The organism is Acetobacterium sp. MES1, from assembly GCF_002237635.1.
GTDB lineage: Bacteria > Bacillota > Clostridia > Eubacteriales > Eubacteriaceae > Acetobacterium > Acetobacterium wieringae.
Window position 1 is genome coordinate 38847 of the sequence record NZ_MJUY01000006.1, and the last position, 15253, is coordinate 54099.

The window sequence follows — 15253 nt, forward strand, 5'->3', positions numbered from 1 at the left end:
GTTATTGATAAAGTGAGTTGCCGATTATTCGCAGCTAATTTGGGTGGTACCGCGGATTAAACCGTCCCTTGCAGACTTGCAGGGGATTTTTTTGTTTTTACAAACACCGGAAAGCATTAAAAGCTTTTCAATTAAAAATCAAAAATTTGAATAGGAGAAAAAATGAAACCATTAGGATTAAATGAAATCAGAGAAAAATATCTGGCATTTTTTGAAGAAAAGGGACATCTGCGGCTAAACAGTTTTCCGTTAGTGCCCATTAATGACAAGAGCCTGTTACTGATTAACTCGGGGATGGCACCGCTGAAACCTTATTTTACCGGCGACGAAATTCCGCCCCGAAATCGGGTTACCACCTGTCAGAAGTGTATTCGTACCCCGGATATCGAAAATGTCGGAAAAACAGCCCGGCACGGGACGTTTTTTGAAATGCTGGGGAACTTTTCCTTCGGCGATTATTTTAAAAAAGAAGCAATTCCCTGGGCCTGGGAATTTTGCACCAAGGTGATGGAAATACCGGAAGATAAGATCTGGATTACTATTTATTTGGATGATGATGAAGCCTTTAAAATCTGGAATGAGGACGTCGGTATTCCCAAAGATAAGATTGTCCGGATGGGAAAAGAGGATAATTTCTGGGAGCATGGTTTAGGACCCTGTGGTCCCTGTTCCGAGCTTTATTTTGATCGTGGCGAAGAATTTGGCTGTGACAGTCCCACCTGTGGGGTTGGCTGTGATTGCGACCGCTATGTTGAGTTCTGGAACCTGGTCTTCACCCAGTTTGATAAAGATGAAGCGGGCAACTATAATCCTCTGCCCAAGCCCAATATTGATACCGGGATGGGATTGGAACGTTTGGCCGTCGTGATGCAGGGGGTCGGAACGATTTTTGAAATAGATACGGTTGGCCACGTGCTTAACTATATTTGTAAAAAGGCCGGGGTAGCTTATGGCGATGACCCTCAGGATGATATTTCAATCCGGGTTATTACTGACCATATCCGTAGTGTCACCTTTATGATAGCGGATGGCGTCATGCCAGGAAATGAAGGCCGGGGGTATGTATTGCGGCGGTTGCTGCGTCGGGCTGTTCGTCACGGCAAATTATTGGGGATCAAGGATCTGTTCCTATATGATGTGGCCAAAGAGGCAATTCGGGTTTCGGAAGGCGCTTATCCCGAACTGCGTGAAAAACAGGACTTTATTCAAAAACTGATCCGGATTGAAGAAGAACGCTTTAAAGAAACCATTGATCAGGGTCTGGTCATTTTGAATAAAGAGATTGATCGACTACTGGAAATGGAAGAAAAAACATTTCCTGGACAAGGCGCATTTAAACTCTATGATACCTATGGTTTCCCCTTTGATCTGACCAAAGAGATTATTATGGAACGGGGACTTAATATTTTTGAGTCCGAGTTTGAAAAAGAGATGCAGGTACAGCGTGAACGGGCTCGCCAGGACCGTTTGAACAGTGATCTGGCTGTATGGGCGGACGATCCCTTTAATCCTCTGGGTCCGGATGCGGTTAATACCTTTGTCGGCTATGATAACCTCGAAGCTGAAGGAACCATCTTAGGGCTCTATGTGAATGAAGCCCTGGTGGATGAAGCCAAGGCCGGAGATGAGGTGTTGGTATTACTTGATCAGACATCGTTTTATGCTGAAAGTGGCGGACAAACCGGCGATCATGGCGTGATCCAAAAAGGCGATGGTTTAATTGAAATCCGTGATTGTAAAAAAGGCAGCCTGAGCCGCCATATTCATTCCGGGATCGTTAAATCGGGAACCTTTAAGGTTGGCGAAAGCGTCATTACCGAGGTTAATAAAGAATTAAGAGATGCGGTACAGCGAAACCACACCTCCACCCACTTATTGCACAAAGCCTTAAAACAGGTCTTAGGTGATCATGTCGAACAGGCCGGATCGTTTGTATCACCGGATCGTTTACGTTTTGACTTCAACCATTTCCAGGCGATGACCCGGGATGAAAAACGACAGGTGGAAGATATTGTTAACACCGCTATTTTAGCAGCTTATGATGTCTCGATTTTTGAAACCAATATTGACAAGGCCAAAGAACTGGGAGCAACCGCTTTATTTGGCGAGAAATATGGTGAGATTGTCCGGGTTGTTAAGGTTGGTGATTTCAGTACCGAACTTTGCGGCGGCTGTCATATCAGTAATTCAGCCAAGGTGGGGATGTTTAAGATCATCAGTGAAGGCGGTGTAGCAGCCGGTGTCCGTCGAATTGAAGCGGCAACCGGTTTTAACGCCTGGCATCTGGTCGAAAAAATGGACGACACCCTGATTGAGGTGTCCAACCTGATGAAAACCAATCCCGATCAATTGTTGGAAAAAGTAACGGAACTGGTTGAAACCAACAAACAGAAGGAACGAACCATTGCCGAACTGAAACAAAAATTTGCCGGCAATGCGATTATGGATATTCACCAGAAAATGGAGATCATCAGTGGTGTTCAGGTGACCATTGCTGAAGTGGAAAAAATGCCCATGGAAGAGCTGCGAACCATCGGGGATTTATTAAAAGATCGAATGGGCTCCGGGGTTGTCTTGTTGGGCAGTGCGCTGGATGGTAAGGTTAATTTTGTTGCAACAGCTACTCCGGACATCGTTAAACGCGGCTTCCACGCTGGTAAAGTCATTAAAGAAGTGGCGACAATCGCTGGCGGAGGTGGTGGAGGACGCCCGGATATGGCGCAGGCTGGGGGGAAACTACCAGAAAAACTGGCAGAATCCCTGGCAAAGGGAGAGACATGCATTCGCGAGCAATTAAACTAATTTATTAAGAATAAGAAAAATTACGTCATATGACTTGTCTTTTCTTTTGCTTTGGGTTAAAATGATATAAATTGATTGTGAAGGAGGTCAGATGACAATGGGAGAAAATACGGTGATTGATCGAGGAACCATTATGTTTGAGGTCGATAGCGAAAAGTCTCAGAAGATCGACGAAGTGATGCGAAATGTACATAAGGCTCTAGTTGAAAAAGGGTATAACCCCGTCAATCAAATTGTAGGTTATGTCATGTCAGGAGATCCGACCTATATCACAAGTCACAGAGAAGCGCGAAATGCCATACAGAAAATTGAACGGGATGAGTTACTCGAGGAACTTGTACGACGTTACTTAAAAAGTATTTAGTAGGCTGATAAATTGGGGCTGTCTCAACCGAGGCAGTCCTATTTTGTTTTGCTTAGGTTAAGGAAAACAAAGGCGCACAAACATTAAGCTTGTGGTTAGGAAACGATTTGCAGATGAAAATGAATACGCTTGGTAATACCGGCATTATGGTATCGCGAATGTGCTTTGGTAGCTTGACCATAGGTCCCCTTCAGAAGAACAAACCCCTTCGGGAGAGTCGGGAAATCATCGCTGCCGCCTTAGATGGTGGCGTGAATTTCTTTGATACCGCCGATCTCTATAATAATTATGATCACTTGCGGCAGGCAATTCAGATGCAGCATGAGGTGGTGATTGCTACAAAGTCCTATGACTATACAGCAGTTGGGGTCCAGAAAAGTCTTCATCGGGCCCTGACTGAGTTGGGTCGCGATTATATTGATCTTTACCTGCTCCATGAGCAGGAAAGTCGCAAAACCATCGAAGGTCATTGGGAAGCCATCGAGGCGTTGATTGCTGCAAGACAGGCGGGAAAAGTCAGAGCCATTGGGATTTCCACCCATCGGGTGGAAGGTGTTTCTGGGGCCAGTCTTTTTCCCGAATTGGAGGTGATTCATCCACTGATCAATTTGACTGGTATCGGTATTGAAGATGGAACGACGGATGAAATGGTCGCCGCCATTCATCAGGCCAAAATCCTGGGGAAGGGCATTTATGGGATGAAGCCATTAGGTGGCGGGAATTTGCTTTCTCAAAAACAGGCCAGTTTTGAGTTTGTTTTAAATTTAAGCGATCTGGATGCCATTGCCATTGGGGTTCAATCAGTTGACGAAGTGCAGTATAATGTAAAAAAATTTAACGGTGAAGTGATACCCGAAGGGTTGGAGAGTGCGGTTGCCAGTGCTCCCAAAAAGCTGCATATCAGTGACTGGTGCAGCGGTTGCGGGGAATGTGTGCGGCGTTGTAACCAGCAGGCCCTGAGCGTAGCGGATGGCAAAGCTCGGGTGGATCAAAAGAAATGTGTGCTTTGTTGCTATTGCAGTGCTGCTTGCAGAGATTTTTGTATTAAGGTGATTTAAACAGCCAAAATAAACAGATGGGATTATGAATGGAAAGAATTTTAGGAATTGATGTCGGCGACAAACGGATTGGGGTGGCTGTGACGGACCCCTTACAGATTACTGCCCAGGGGGTGATGACCCTTAAGCGAAAGACCCGGGATGATGATTTAGAAGCGTTTCGTGACCTCATTGCCAGATATGAGATCAAAAAAGTAGTAGCCGGACTGCCCCTGAATATGGATGGTTCAGAATCGGCTCAAACCCGAAAAACAATAAACTTTTGTCAGTTTATCAAGAAACGGCTGAAGATTGAAATCATCTACATTGATGAACGATTAACCTCATCCTGGTCTGAAAAAGTGCTGATTGAAGGTAACGTTTCCCGGGAGAACCGCAAAGACTACATTGATATGCTGGCTGCCCAGATGATCCTCCAATCCTATATGGATCGGGCCGTTAAATAGTTCATAAATAATGGATTGTTTAAGCATAAAAAGGTATAATTACAAGATTATGAACGAAAAAAATAAAGTTGAAAGAGAAGTTGATATGGAAGAAAAAATTATTTTAGAAGATGAAAATGGCGTTGCAAGAGAGTTTGATTTAGAGATTTCATTTCCGCTCGGCGAAAAGACCTATGTGCTGTTAACCGAAGGTGAAGAAAGTGATGATGTTTTTGCTTTCTTTATCGATGAAGACGAAGAAGGAGAAATTCTGGTTCCGGTTGAAGATGAAGCAGAATTTGCTTTAATTGAAGCGGAATATGATCGCATTATGGACGAAGAATACGAAGATTTTGAGGAAGACGAAGATGAAGGTGAAGTTGAGTAAATATCCCCTTGTAAGTGGGATATTTCTTAGCCGACCCAATCGGTTTATTGCCAAGGTAATGATTAATCAGGAAGAGATCGTCGCTCATGTGCCCAATACCGGTCGCATGAGCGAGCTTCTTGTTTCTGGGGTACGGGCCATTTTGGCATGGAATCCGGCGCCGCATCGTAAAACCGACTATACCCTGTTGCTGGTCGAAAAAGACGGCCATTGGGTCTCGGTCAATTCGATGTTGGCTAACCAGATTGCCTACGAATTTTTAAACGCTCAAGCAGATGTTTCAGAACTCAAGCAAGAAGTAACCTACGGCAACAGTCGGTTTGACCTGGCCTGTCTTAAAGGTGGCGAATATGCCTATTACGAGGTCAAAAGCGTCAATCTGGTGGTGGATCAGATTGCCATGTTTCCCGATGCACCAACGGAGCGGGGATCTAAACACCTTGCCGAATTACTCAGGGCTCACCAGGAGGGGTACCATGCCGGGGTTATTTTTGTTGTGCAACGCAATGATGCGAAATCGTTTCAACCGAACAAAAAAATGGATCCCAAATTTTCACGTTTATTGGGTCAATGTCATAGTCTGGGAATAGAGATCCGTGCGCTTTCCTGTGATATTGATGGAGTAAATATAGAAATGATCAGCGAGTTGCCTGTAACTGTTTTATCAGAAGAGACTGTAAAAGAGGTGTGACAACCATGAATAACCAAAAACAAATTGTGGATGCGCTCAGAAAAAGAGGGAACAAAGTAACCCCTCAGCGTCTGGTTACCATTGAGGTTTTGATGACCTTCAGGGAGCAGCACTTTAGTGTTGAAGAATTATTTCAGGGTGTTAAACAGCGCAATCCTGATGTGGGAATGTCGACCATTTATCGAACGGTGCAAATATTGGAAGAAATGGGATTCATTACCAAACGTAACTTTGATGATGGCTTTGCTCGGTACGAACTCTGCGAGTTGGATGAAAAACACTGGCATCATCATTTAATTTGTTTAAAGTGCGGAAAGGTTATCGAAATGCAAGACGATTTCCTGGAAGTTCTGGAAAAAGAAATCGAAGAAAAGAAGGAGTTTATTATAATCAATCACGAACTTAAGGTGTACGGATACTGTTCGGATTGTTATGGAATAACGAAAGGAGAACAATTTGACTGAAAACAAAAACTTAATAACAACGGGGGCCCAACGACTGGAAGGTCGTTCACGATCCAGACGAAAACCTCAGGCTCAGAAAAACAAAGATAAGCTGAGATTAATACCACTAGGAGGCCTAGGTGAAATCGGGAAGAACCTGAACGTATTTGAGTACAAGGATGACATCATTCTTGTCGATTGCGGTCTCAAGTTTCCCGATGATGATATGTTCGGAATCGATATCGTCCTACCGGATTTTAATTACCTGATCGAAAATCAGGAAAAGATTAAAGGGGTCGTTATCACCCATGGCCATGAGGATCATATTGGGGGGCTGGTTTATCTCTTGAAAAAGATCAATATCCCCATTTATGCGACCAAATTCACTGTGGGCCTGATCGATAAAAAGCTGAAGGAACATGGCTTATTAACAAAAACTACACGAATTATTGTTAAGCCCAAAGATCGGATTGATATTGGCGAATTTAATGTTGAGTTTATCCGGGTCAACCACAGTATCGCCGATGCCGTGGGACTCTGTATCAAATGTGCAGCAGCAACCGTTGTCCATACCGGTGATTTTAAAATTGACTATCATCCCATTGGCGGCGAAATAATCGACTTGCAGCGATTTGCCAAAATTGGTTCCCAGGGTGTGGATCTGCTGATGTCAGACAGTACCAATGTTGAAGGGGCTGGGTTTACACCCTCAGAAAGTACCGTGGGACCAACCTTGTATAATTTGTTTCGAGGAGCTAAAGGGAGAATTATCGTAACCACCTTTGCCTCCAATGTCCATCGTCTGCAACAGGTAATTGACGCTGCGGTTGAATATAATCGAAAAGTCATTATCTGTGGCCGAAGTATGGAAAACGTCACTGAAGTGGCCATGGATTTGGGATACATGAAAATACCACCCAATGTATTGGTTCAACTAAAAGACATCAAAAACTATAAGGACAAAGAACTGGTTATCATTACCACCGGTAGCCAGGGCGAGCCGATGGCAGCACTGGGAAGAATGGCATTGGGTGAGCACCGTCACCTGACCATAAAAAAAGAAGATATGGTTATTATTTCGGCATCACCGGTACCAGGAAACGAGAAAATGGTTTCTGAAGTAATTAATAAACTGGTGGAACTGGGATCGGATGTTGTTTACGGACGGTTTGCTGAAATCCACGTTTCTGGTCATGCCCGTCAGGAAGAATTAAAACTGATGATTACCCTGGTCAAGCCCAAGCACTTTCTTCCTGTCCATGGTGAAAGTCGGATGCTGATGCAGCATGCTGAGCTGGCCCAAAATGTGGGAATGAATAAAGAAAGAACCTTTATTGCTGAAAATGGCAATATTCTGGAAATTGATAAACGGAGTGTCCAGGTTGTCGGAAAAACTCAGGCGGAGCCGATTCTGGTTGATGGACTGGGTGTTGGCGATATTGGTAATATCGTTCTTAATGACCGGAAGCGATTGTCAGAAGATGGTCTTTTCATTGTAGTGTGCACCATGCATAAAGGCAAAGCGGTTTCAGGACCGGATATTATCTCCCGGGGCTTTGTTTATGTAAGAGAATCAGAAGAACTGATCAATAATGCCCGGGAAGAGGTCAAGAAAGCCTTGATATCTTGTGAAGAAAAGGGTATTATTGACTGGAATTCCATCAAAAATGTGATTCGGGAAAGCCTGTTTAAATATCTCTATGAAAAAACCCAAAGAAAACCGATGATACTGCCCATCTTGATGGAAGTATAAATTGAATCGGGTGATTGTAAAAAATGTTTACAGTTACCACTATAATTTTAAATGAGGAGTAAGGTATGAATGTATATGATGAAGCCAACAATTTGGCACGAGCCCTGAAAGAATGCACCGAATACAAGAATTTTGTAGCAGCGAAAGAAAAACTTGAGCAGGATCCCGAAAAATTTGAAATGGCCAAGGATTATATGCGTAGACAGATGGAAATTCAATCCTTTCAAATGCTGGGTAATGAATTATCCGAAGAGCAGATTTCGGCGTATAACACCTTAGCCAATACCATTATGGGCATTCCGGAAATTGCCGAGTTTTTTCAGGCGCAAATGTATTTTTCCGTGATTTTTCAGGACATCACCGACATCATGGCAAAAGCCGTGGATCTCGGAATGCATCTGTTTGATTCAGAAGAAGAGGGCTGTGGCGCTTAAACAATCATTCAAATAGAAATAATTTTGAAAAGAATATAGGTGCCCACCTCAACTGCGGTCCTATATTCTTTTTATGGTTATAGAAATGAAAGCAGGTGAACGATGGGTAATCGAACCAACCAAACCAGATCGTCATCCCGTAAAACGGGAAAACTAATTGCAATTATTCTGTTATTGTTAGTCGTTTTTGGAGCAACTGGGGTATTTAGCTTTAATTATTTTATCGGAAAAATGTTAGAACCAGTGGGAGATGGAGATCTCGTCTACGTTCAAATCGAAGATGGAGCCGTAATCGGTGAGGTAGCCGAGATATTGGCAGAAAACAACCTGATCCGCGATATTTTTGCCTTTGAAATGCTGGCCAAGAAAGAGAATACCGCAAACCAGATCCAATCGGGTTATTATGCCTTTAGTCCAACTGAATCAGCGCAGCAGATTCTTGATCGTCTGGTGGCCGGCGATGTGGCTGATGCAACAGTGACGATACCAGAAGGCCGCAATATTTCTGAATTTGCCGAAATTTTAGAAGAAAAAAACGTCTGCGATGCTGATGCCTTCATTGAAGAAACAAAGAAAGTGGGCGAATATCAAAAAAATTATCCGATCCTCAGTAGCATTCCTCTGACTGAAAAAGATGGGGTGAGCCGCACTCTGGAGGGGTATCTCTTTCCTGATACCTATAGCTTTTCACCGGATACTGAGCCATCAGAAGTTGTAACCGCCATGTTGGATCGTTTTGTGGAGGTTTATGATCAGGACTATTTAAAACGAACCAAAGAAATGGGTAAAACCGTGGATGAGATTGTCATTATGGCGTCGATTGTGGAATTGGAAACCAAACTGGTTGAAGATAAAGCCAATGCCGCCAGTGTCTTTTACAACCGGATTGCTGCCAATATGCCGCTGCAGTCTGATATCACGGTGGATTATGCCCGGGGTGAAAAAACAGCCGTTTTAACCACTGAACAAACCCAATTTCCATCGCCCTATAATACCTATATCAATACCGGATTACCCTATGGACCGATTTGCTCTTTTGGCGAAACATCCCTGGAAGCGGCTTTGTACCCGGCTGAAACCAACTATTTATACTTTGTCGCTGATATGAATTCGGGAAAAATATATTTTAATGAAACCTATGAAGAACATCTTCAGGATGTGGAAAAATACATGGGGAATTAGTCAATAATGAAACAACCAGATGGCCCCGTAAAGGGGCCATTATTTTAGAAGATTGAAGGAAAAACAGTGAGTGAAATTGTACAAGATTATATTGAAGACTATCTGAGAGGATTAATTCCGGCAGATCGTCCCCAAATTGAAGAATTCCGCAAAAGAGCCATGGATGATGCGATTCCGATCATCCATAAAGAAGTGCAAAAACACATTGAACTATTGATCGCGGCTCAAAAAATTCGAACCATTCTGGAAGTTGGTACAGCCGTCGGGTTTTCGGCATCAATTTTTGCCCAAGCCATGGGTTCTTTGGGACAGGTGGATACCATTGAACGAAATTTAAATATGGTGGTTCAAGCCGACGAAAATATTACCAGTCTGGGACTGAAAAATCAGATTAATCTGATGGTCGGGGATGCTCAGGAAAAACTGGCCAAATTGGAGAAAACCTATGATATGATTTTTTTAGATGGCGCCAAAGGTCACTATATCCACTTGCTGGATGATTGTTTGCGGTGCTTAAAACCTGGTGGACTATTGATTTCTGACAATGTGCTGTTTAAAGGTATGATTGCCACCAATGAGCTGGTTATTCGCCGGAAAATAACTATCGTTAAACGGATGCGGGTGTATCTGGAAACCATCTCGAATCACCCCCAATTGATAACTAGCATCCTGCCCTTAGGAGACGGGTTGGCAATCAGCTGGAAAAAGAATATTGAAACGATTTAGTTATTATTAATAGGAAGAGAATTTAAACAAGAGTTAAAGAACGGAGAAACATATGAAAAAACCGGAACTATTAGCACCGGCAGGAAATTTTGAAAAATTGAAGTATGCCCTCCATTACGGTGCCGATGCAGTCTATTGCGCCGGCAAGAAATTTGGGCTCCGCGCTAAGGCGGACAACTTTGACAATGAAGAACTGGCAGAGGCTGTTGCGTATGTTCATGAACAGAATAAAAAAATTTATGTCACCTTGAACATGATTCCCCACAATGACGACCTGGTAGGTCTGCCCGACTATGTCAGTGAACTGCAGAGTCTCGGAATTGATGGCGTAATCGTGGCTGATCCCGGGGTTTTTTCGGTGGTTCGGGAAGTGGCGCCGGACTTAAAAATATCGGTGAGCACCCAAGCCAACAATACCAATTGGCGGAGTGTGGCATTCTGGCATGCCCAGGGCGCCAGACGGATTGTCCTGGCCCGGGAGCTGGGCCTTCGTGAAATCCGGGAAATCCGGGAACAGGTGGCGCCGGAAATGGAAATTGAAATATTTGTACACGGTGCGATGTGTATATCTTATTCGGGACGTTGTCTGCTTAGTCATTACATGACTGGTCGAAATTCCAATCAGGGCGACTGTGCCCATCCCTGTCGGTGGAAGTATCACCTGATTGAAGAAACCCGGCCCGATGAAGCGTTTTCGATTGAAGAGGATGCCAGCGGTTCGTTTATTTTCAACTCCAAGGATTTATGTCTGATCGATGAAATTCCCGATCTGATGAAAGCCGGGGTCGATAGCTTTAAAATCGAAGGACGGATGAAAAGTCTTTATTATGTGGCGACGGTGGTGTCAGCCTATCGTAAGGCCATCGATTATTGTCTTGATCACCCCGGCGTAACTGAGCTTGATGTGAGCTATTATGAGGAGCTTACCAAGGTCAGTCATCGTAATTACACAAAGGGGTTTTATAGTGGCAAAACGACAGCGGCTGACCAGAATTACGGAACCGGCAGTTATACCCGGGCTTATGATTTTGTCGGTCTGGTGCTGGAATATAATGAGCGCACCGGCATGGCCCTGATTGAACAGCGCAACAAGGTGTCAATTGGTGATACGGTTGAGATTATGATTCCCGGAAAAGGTTTTATCAGCCAAACGATTACGATGATGACGGATGTCGAGGGTGCAGCCATTGAGTCGACGCCCCACCCTAAAATGCGTTATTATCTACAGATGTGCGCACCAGTTAAACCGATGGATATACTACGAAAACAGGACAAAGTTTGATAGAAAAATAACGAAAAAACAGCGTCTCGTTTACATAAAAAATCACGTAAAATTATTATAAAAAGCCATTGACACATCAATTTCAAAGTGCTATACTTCAGGAAGTTTCATAAGTATACTAGGTTAACATCAATAATCAGTTAGTATACTGTTGTTTAGACTCGGACGTATCAAAGGTGATAACAAGGTGAGCCTATTTTGTTGTCGCCTTTTTTTTGTGCAAATTTTTTTGATGAATCAAAAGGAGAAAGAAATGTATAACTTTGATCAGTTGCTCATCCTGTTCAGCGCCCTGCTTTTATTAGTGGTTGTGTTTAGTTTTATTAATGAAAAAACAATAAAACTACCTTATGAAATCGGACTGGTTGTTTTTGGATTTATCTTTGTTGTGCTTTATATTATTGGCCGAAACCTGAATCTGGTTCATATCCCGATTGAGTTTTTAAATCTCTACCGGGAGTTTGACTTTACGGATTTCTTATTTAAAGGCGTTCTCTGCTTTATGCTCTTTAGTGGGGCTTCACGAATCGAATTTGGCGATTTCAAGGCTGACAAGTTTTTAATTGCCAGTATGGCAATAATCGGAACCCTGGTCTCAACAGTGGTGTATGGACTCTTGTTCTTTGGTTTGGGCTATCTGATTCATGTCAACATTACCTTTCTGGAAGCCTGTATTCTGGGAGCGATTGTGGCGCCAACCGATCCGATTTCGGCGATGAGTATTCTGGCCAAGGCGGGTTTACCCAAACGCATTGGCCTGATCATTGAAGGTGAAGCCTTGTTCAATGACGGGGTGGCCGTAGCGATTTTTGCAACCCTGCTGACGGCTTTAAAACTTTCGAGCAACAGTGTCTCCGTGATGAGTTTTACCTGGGGTCTGGCTACCGAAATTTTGGGGGCCGTAGCAGTCGGTTTTATCATCTCTTTTCTGTTGTTTGAAGTGTTTAAGCAGTCAAATGATAACTTTATCAAAATCTTTACCAGTATTTTAACGGTAATGCTGTCTTACCTGGTTTGTGAATACTTTTCGTTCTCGGGTCCCATCGCCGCCGTGATCTGTGGCCTTTACTATGCCACTGCCATTGCCGGACTGCAGCGAAATAATCATATCTGTATGACCGAGGAATTACGTGATTTATTCTATTCCTTCTGGTCAGTGGTCGATAATCTGCTAAACGGGATCTTATTTTTGCTAGTCGGGGTATTATTACTTAACATCAAAAACATCAATACCCTGTCAGTGGGGATGATCTTCACCATTGCCATTGGATCGATTCTTTTCAATACCATCGCCAGACTGGCGGGAGTCTATGCATCAATGATCTTTAATAAAAATCCGCCAAAGAGCAAGGGCATGCCAAACCATAGATTTATTGCCTTTATGACCTGGGCCGGATTAAAAGGCGGCTTGTGTCTAGCCTTGATTATGGGCACCAGTATCTCGCTGGCAACCCCAACCTATAACCTGTTTTTGGTCGCGACCTATGCCATTGTGCTGTTTACCACTGTGGTGCAGGGGTTATCCGTGGGTAAGGGCTATATTTGGCTCAGTGGCAATGGCAGTAAAGTCAAACCACAGAAGAAAAACGTCAAAGTTGCCGGCAGTGCGGTAAAATAAATTATCCAATGATAATTTGACTGGTGCAGCACGGTATTCCCGATTGGAGAGACAACCGCTACTTGTGAATAAGAGCAGAGCCGGTTATAATAAACAGAGAGCTTATCTTATTCGCAAAGTGGAGGAATCATGAGAATATATATTGCTGCATCATGGAAGCATCAGCATGCGGTTGAAATGCTGACTGATTTATTGGAAAGCCGGGGCCACACAATCCTGTCCTGGATCCGGGAAGGACGGCCGGAAGAAGCCTTTCTTTCGCAAAAAGAGCTGACGCATTTTATTGAGTCAGCTGAAGGAACACGGGTTTTTGATTTTTGTATCTCATCGGTTACCAGTGCCGACCTGATTATCTACGTCGGGCCATCCGGCTGTGATGCCTGGGCTGAAATCGGTGCGGCTTACGGCTCCAAAATTCCAATCTTTGGGCTGCTGGCCAAAGCTGAACAGGTGGGGCTGATGCGCCATATGATTAAAAACTGGTACAGCTCGATTTCGGAGTTGATGACCGCTGTGGATGCCATCAACTAATAAATAGACATTTTTACTATTGAAAGTGTTGACAGTACCAACGAACAAAAAATTGTTCGTTGGTACTGTTTTTTATTGCTTACAGTTTATAAATTCGCATTCATATTATTAGCACGGCTGGACAGTTGTTTTATTTTCCGGTAAAATGAGTTTATTGTCTAGAAAAGAGGTGCCAAAATGTTTAGAATCGGGATATGTGATGATAAAAAAGCCATCTGTTCTCAATTAGAAGGGATTATTTTAGAAAACCAAGGTATTTTTGTCGAGGAAATCGAAATTGATGTGTTTTATTCTGGTGAAAGACTGGCTGAGTTTATAAAACATGAACATGATTTTGATCTGGTCTTTCTGGACATTGAAATGGAAGGTCTAAATGGTCTTGAGCTGGGTCGGAAAATCCGCGAGGAGATGGATAATCAAACGATGCAGATTGTCTATGTGTCTGGGAAAGAAAATTATTATAAAGATCTTTTTGAAGTACGCCCGATGCATTTTCTTTCAAAACCCATTAATGCAGCAATGCTGATAAAAGACATTAATCTGGCAATGAAATTAAATGGCTGCCTGGGGGGCGTTTTCTGCTATCGAAAGGCAGCCGTGACATATAAGATTCCCATCAAAAATATACTCTATTTTCAAAGTGTGAATCGGAGATTAAGATCACCACGATAACGGGAGAAGATATGTTTTACGGCAAGCTAGGGGATATCTACCCCCAGCTAGAAGGTGATCAATTCATGAAGATTCACAAATCTTATCTGGTTAATTATGAACATGTCGTCACCTTTAAATATAATGAGGTCAGGATGTCAAATTCGGACTGTCTGCCAATTAGTCAGTTAAAGCGAAAAGAAATCAGAGCTTTGCAGCTGCGTTATGAGATCGAAAGGTTGGGGTAATGATACCGCTTTAAATTTGAATAAGAATCTTAGAACACTACAAAAAAATACATCAATTTCAACATAATCTCGCACAAATGAAAATGTGTGGTAGATTTAGGCCAGTAAAAGACATAAAAGGAGCCAGTATCATGAGATTTCTATTTGAAAAAATTCCGGAAAACAACGACTTTGATCCTGAGAATGAGGGTTATCATGCCATCGATGAGCCAAGCTTTTTAAAACGTTGCTTGATGTCAATTCCAGTTATTCTCATTTCCATGTTTATTATTGGGCTGATGTTAAAGATCCGGCTGGGAGCGGATTATCATTTGAATATGACAAACAGTTGGCGAGACGTTTTTTTGTTCGTAGTTTTGATCCCAATTCACGAAATGCTGCATGTAATACTTTATCCGGATCGGATTTTGTTTACAGAATTTATTGGTGGTTATAAAGGGTCGATTTATCGATCATTTTTTGGCGATATAAAAAAGGAAGGGCTGTTATTACTGCTGATATTTCCGGTCATTATTTTAACGGTTATACCCGTTCTTTTTTAATGATCTCAAATATAAATTACCCACTTTTATCAAAAATTGCGATTATGAATATGGTTTTATCGAGTCTGGATGTCCTGTCATTTTATGGGATTTTGACCAAAATTCCGGCGAATGC

General features: G+C 42.9%; 17 protein-coding genes and 1 other annotated feature (1 of these 18 running past the window's edge). All 17 genes read left to right on the plus strand.

Annotated features, from left to right (window positions below):
- Window positions 1-72, plus strand: a binding site (T-box leader); it begins 154 nt to the left of the window's first position.
- A 90-nt stretch (window positions 73-162) separates the two neighbouring features.
- The 17 genes from alaS (at window position 163) to BI182_RS01665 (ending at window position 15138) form a co-directional block, all read left to right on the plus strand.
- Window positions 163-2802, plus strand: coding sequence for an alanine--tRNA ligase (gene alaS, locus BI182_RS01585; RefSeq protein ID WP_286805050.1), 2640 nt, complete (start codon window positions 163-165; stop codon window positions 2800-2802).
- A 97-nt stretch (window positions 2803-2899) separates the two neighbouring features.
- Window positions 2900-3166, plus strand: a complete 267-nt coding sequence (locus tag BI182_RS01590) for an IreB family regulatory phosphoprotein (protein ID WP_014355374.1) — start codon at window positions 2900-2902, stop codon at window positions 3164-3166.
- Window positions 3167-3279: 113 nt separating this feature from the next.
- Window positions 3280-4224, plus strand: coding sequence for an aldo/keto reductase (locus BI182_RS01595; protein ID WP_070371064.1), 945 nt, complete (start codon window positions 3280-3282; stop codon window positions 4222-4224).
- A gap of 29 nt (window positions 4225-4253) precedes the next feature.
- Window positions 4254-4670 (plus strand): Holliday junction resolvase RuvX, encoded by a 417-nt coding sequence (gene ruvX, locus BI182_RS01600; RefSeq protein WP_070371063.1) that lies wholly within the window; start codon window positions 4254-4256, stop codon window positions 4668-4670.
- A gap of 85 nt (window positions 4671-4755) precedes the next feature.
- On the plus strand, window positions 4756-5037 hold the full coding sequence (locus BI182_RS01605) for a DUF1292 domain-containing protein (protein ID WP_070371104.1): 282 nt from the start codon (window positions 4756-4758) through the stop codon (window positions 5035-5037).
- Window positions 5018-5728 (plus strand): DNA/RNA nuclease SfsA, encoded by a 711-nt coding sequence (gene sfsA, locus BI182_RS01610; protein ID WP_175440926.1) that lies wholly within the window; start codon window positions 5018-5020, stop codon window positions 5726-5728. The genes BI182_RS01605 and sfsA overlap by 20 nt, the downstream gene beginning before the upstream one ends.
- Window positions 5729-5733: 5 nt before the next feature.
- Complete coding sequence (locus BI182_RS01615) at window positions 5734-6192, plus strand: Fur family transcriptional regulator (RefSeq protein ID WP_070371062.1); 459 nt, start codon at window positions 5734-5736, stop codon at window positions 6190-6192.
- 34 nt (window positions 6193-6226) lie between these two features.
- Entirely contained in the window at window positions 6227-7924 is a 1698-nt protein-coding gene (locus BI182_RS01620; RefSeq protein ID WP_070371102.1) for a ribonuclease J, read from the plus strand.
- Window positions 7925-7989: 65 nt separating this feature from the next.
- Complete coding sequence (locus BI182_RS01625; RefSeq protein WP_286805055.1) at window positions 7990-8358, plus strand: YlbF/YmcA family competence regulator; 369 nt, start codon at window positions 7990-7992, stop codon at window positions 8356-8358.
- Window positions 8359-8460: 102 nt separating this feature from the next.
- Entirely contained in the window at window positions 8461-9540 is a 1080-nt protein-coding gene (mltG, locus tag BI182_RS01630) for an endolytic transglycosylase MltG (protein WP_286805056.1), read from the plus strand.
- Between the two features lie 66 nt (window positions 9541-9606).
- On the plus strand, window positions 9607-10266 hold the full coding sequence (locus BI182_RS01635) for an O-methyltransferase (RefSeq protein ID WP_070371059.1): 660 nt from the start codon (window positions 9607-9609) through the stop codon (window positions 10264-10266).
- Between the two features lie 52 nt (window positions 10267-10318).
- A complete protein-coding gene (locus BI182_RS01640) occupies window positions 10319-11548 on the plus strand; it encodes a peptidase U32 family protein (protein WP_286805060.1) in 1230 nt (409 codons plus the stop codon).
- Window positions 11549-11801: 253 nt separating this feature from the next.
- Window positions 11802-13166 (plus strand): cation:proton antiporter, encoded by a 1365-nt coding sequence (locus BI182_RS01645; protein ID WP_286805062.1) that lies wholly within the window; start codon window positions 11802-11804, stop codon window positions 13164-13166.
- 129 nt (window positions 13167-13295) lie between these two features.
- Window positions 13296-13697, plus strand: coding sequence for a hypothetical protein (locus BI182_RS01650; RefSeq protein ID WP_148636615.1), 402 nt, complete (start codon window positions 13296-13298; stop codon window positions 13695-13697).
- A gap of 177 nt (window positions 13698-13874) precedes the next feature.
- Window positions 13875-14369, plus strand: a complete 495-nt coding sequence (locus BI182_RS01655; protein WP_243134730.1) for a LytR/AlgR family response regulator transcription factor — start codon at window positions 13875-13877, stop codon at window positions 14367-14369.
- Between the two features lie 11 nt (window positions 14370-14380).
- The gene (locus BI182_RS01660; protein ID WP_243134732.1) at window positions 14381-14596 is read left to right on the plus strand and encodes a LytTR family DNA-binding domain-containing protein; all 216 of its coding nucleotides are present in this window, start codon (window positions 14381-14383) and stop codon (window positions 14594-14596) included.
- A 131-nt stretch (window positions 14597-14727) separates the two neighbouring features.
- A complete protein-coding gene (locus BI182_RS01665; protein WP_286805065.1) occupies window positions 14728-15138 on the plus strand; it encodes a metalloprotease family protein in 411 nt (136 codons plus the stop codon).
- The last annotated feature ends 115 nt before the right edge of the window (window positions 15139-15253 follow it).

Coding starts and splice junctions, on each gene's coding strand:
- BI182_RS01625 (WP_286805055.1), top strand. CDS start 7,990: ATGAATGTATATGATGAAGCCAACAATTTGGCACGAGCCCTGAAAGAA.
- BI182_RS01640 (WP_286805060.1), top strand. CDS start 10,319: ATGAAAAAACCGGAACTATTAGCACCGGCAGGAAATTTTGAAAAATTG.
- BI182_RS01595 (WP_070371064.1), top strand. CDS start 3,280: ATGAAAATGAATACGCTTGGTAATACCGGCATTATGGTATCGCGAATG.
- BI182_RS01590 (WP_014355374.1), top strand. CDS start 2,900: ATGGGAGAAAATACGGTGATTGATCGAGGAACCATTATGTTTGAGGTC.
- BI182_RS01660 (WP_243134732.1), top strand. CDS start 14,381: ATGTTTTACGGCAAGCTAGGGGATATCTACCCCCAGCTAGAAGGTGAT.
- BI182_RS01650 (WP_148636615.1), top strand. CDS start 13,296: ATGAGAATATATATTGCTGCATCATGGAAGCATCAGCATGCGGTTGAA.
- BI182_RS01645 (WP_286805062.1), top strand. CDS start 11,802: ATGTATAACTTTGATCAGTTGCTCATCCTGTTCAGCGCCCTGCTTTTA.
- BI182_RS01655 (WP_243134730.1), top strand. CDS start 13,875: ATGTTTAGAATCGGGATATGTGATGATAAAAAAGCCATCTGTTCTCAA.
- BI182_RS01605 (WP_070371104.1), top strand. CDS start 4,756: ATGGAAGAAAAAATTATTTTAGAAGATGAAAATGGCGTTGCAAGAGAG.
- mltG (WP_286805056.1), top strand. CDS start 8,461: ATGGGTAATCGAACCAACCAAACCAGATCGTCATCCCGTAAAACGGGA.
- sfsA (WP_175440926.1), top strand. CDS start 5,018: ATGAAGGTGAAGTTGAGTAAATATCCCCTTGTAAGTGGGATATTTCTT.
- BI182_RS01615 (WP_070371062.1), top strand. CDS start 5,734: ATGAATAACCAAAAACAAATTGTGGATGCGCTCAGAAAAAGAGGGAAC.
- ruvX (WP_070371063.1), top strand. CDS start 4,254: ATGGAAAGAATTTTAGGAATTGATGTCGGCGACAAACGGATTGGGGTG.
- alaS (WP_286805050.1), top strand. CDS start 163: ATGAAACCATTAGGATTAAATGAAATCAGAGAAAAATATCTGGCATTT.
- BI182_RS01665 (WP_286805065.1), top strand. CDS start 14,728: ATGAGATTTCTATTTGAAAAAATTCCGGAAAACAACGACTTTGATCCT.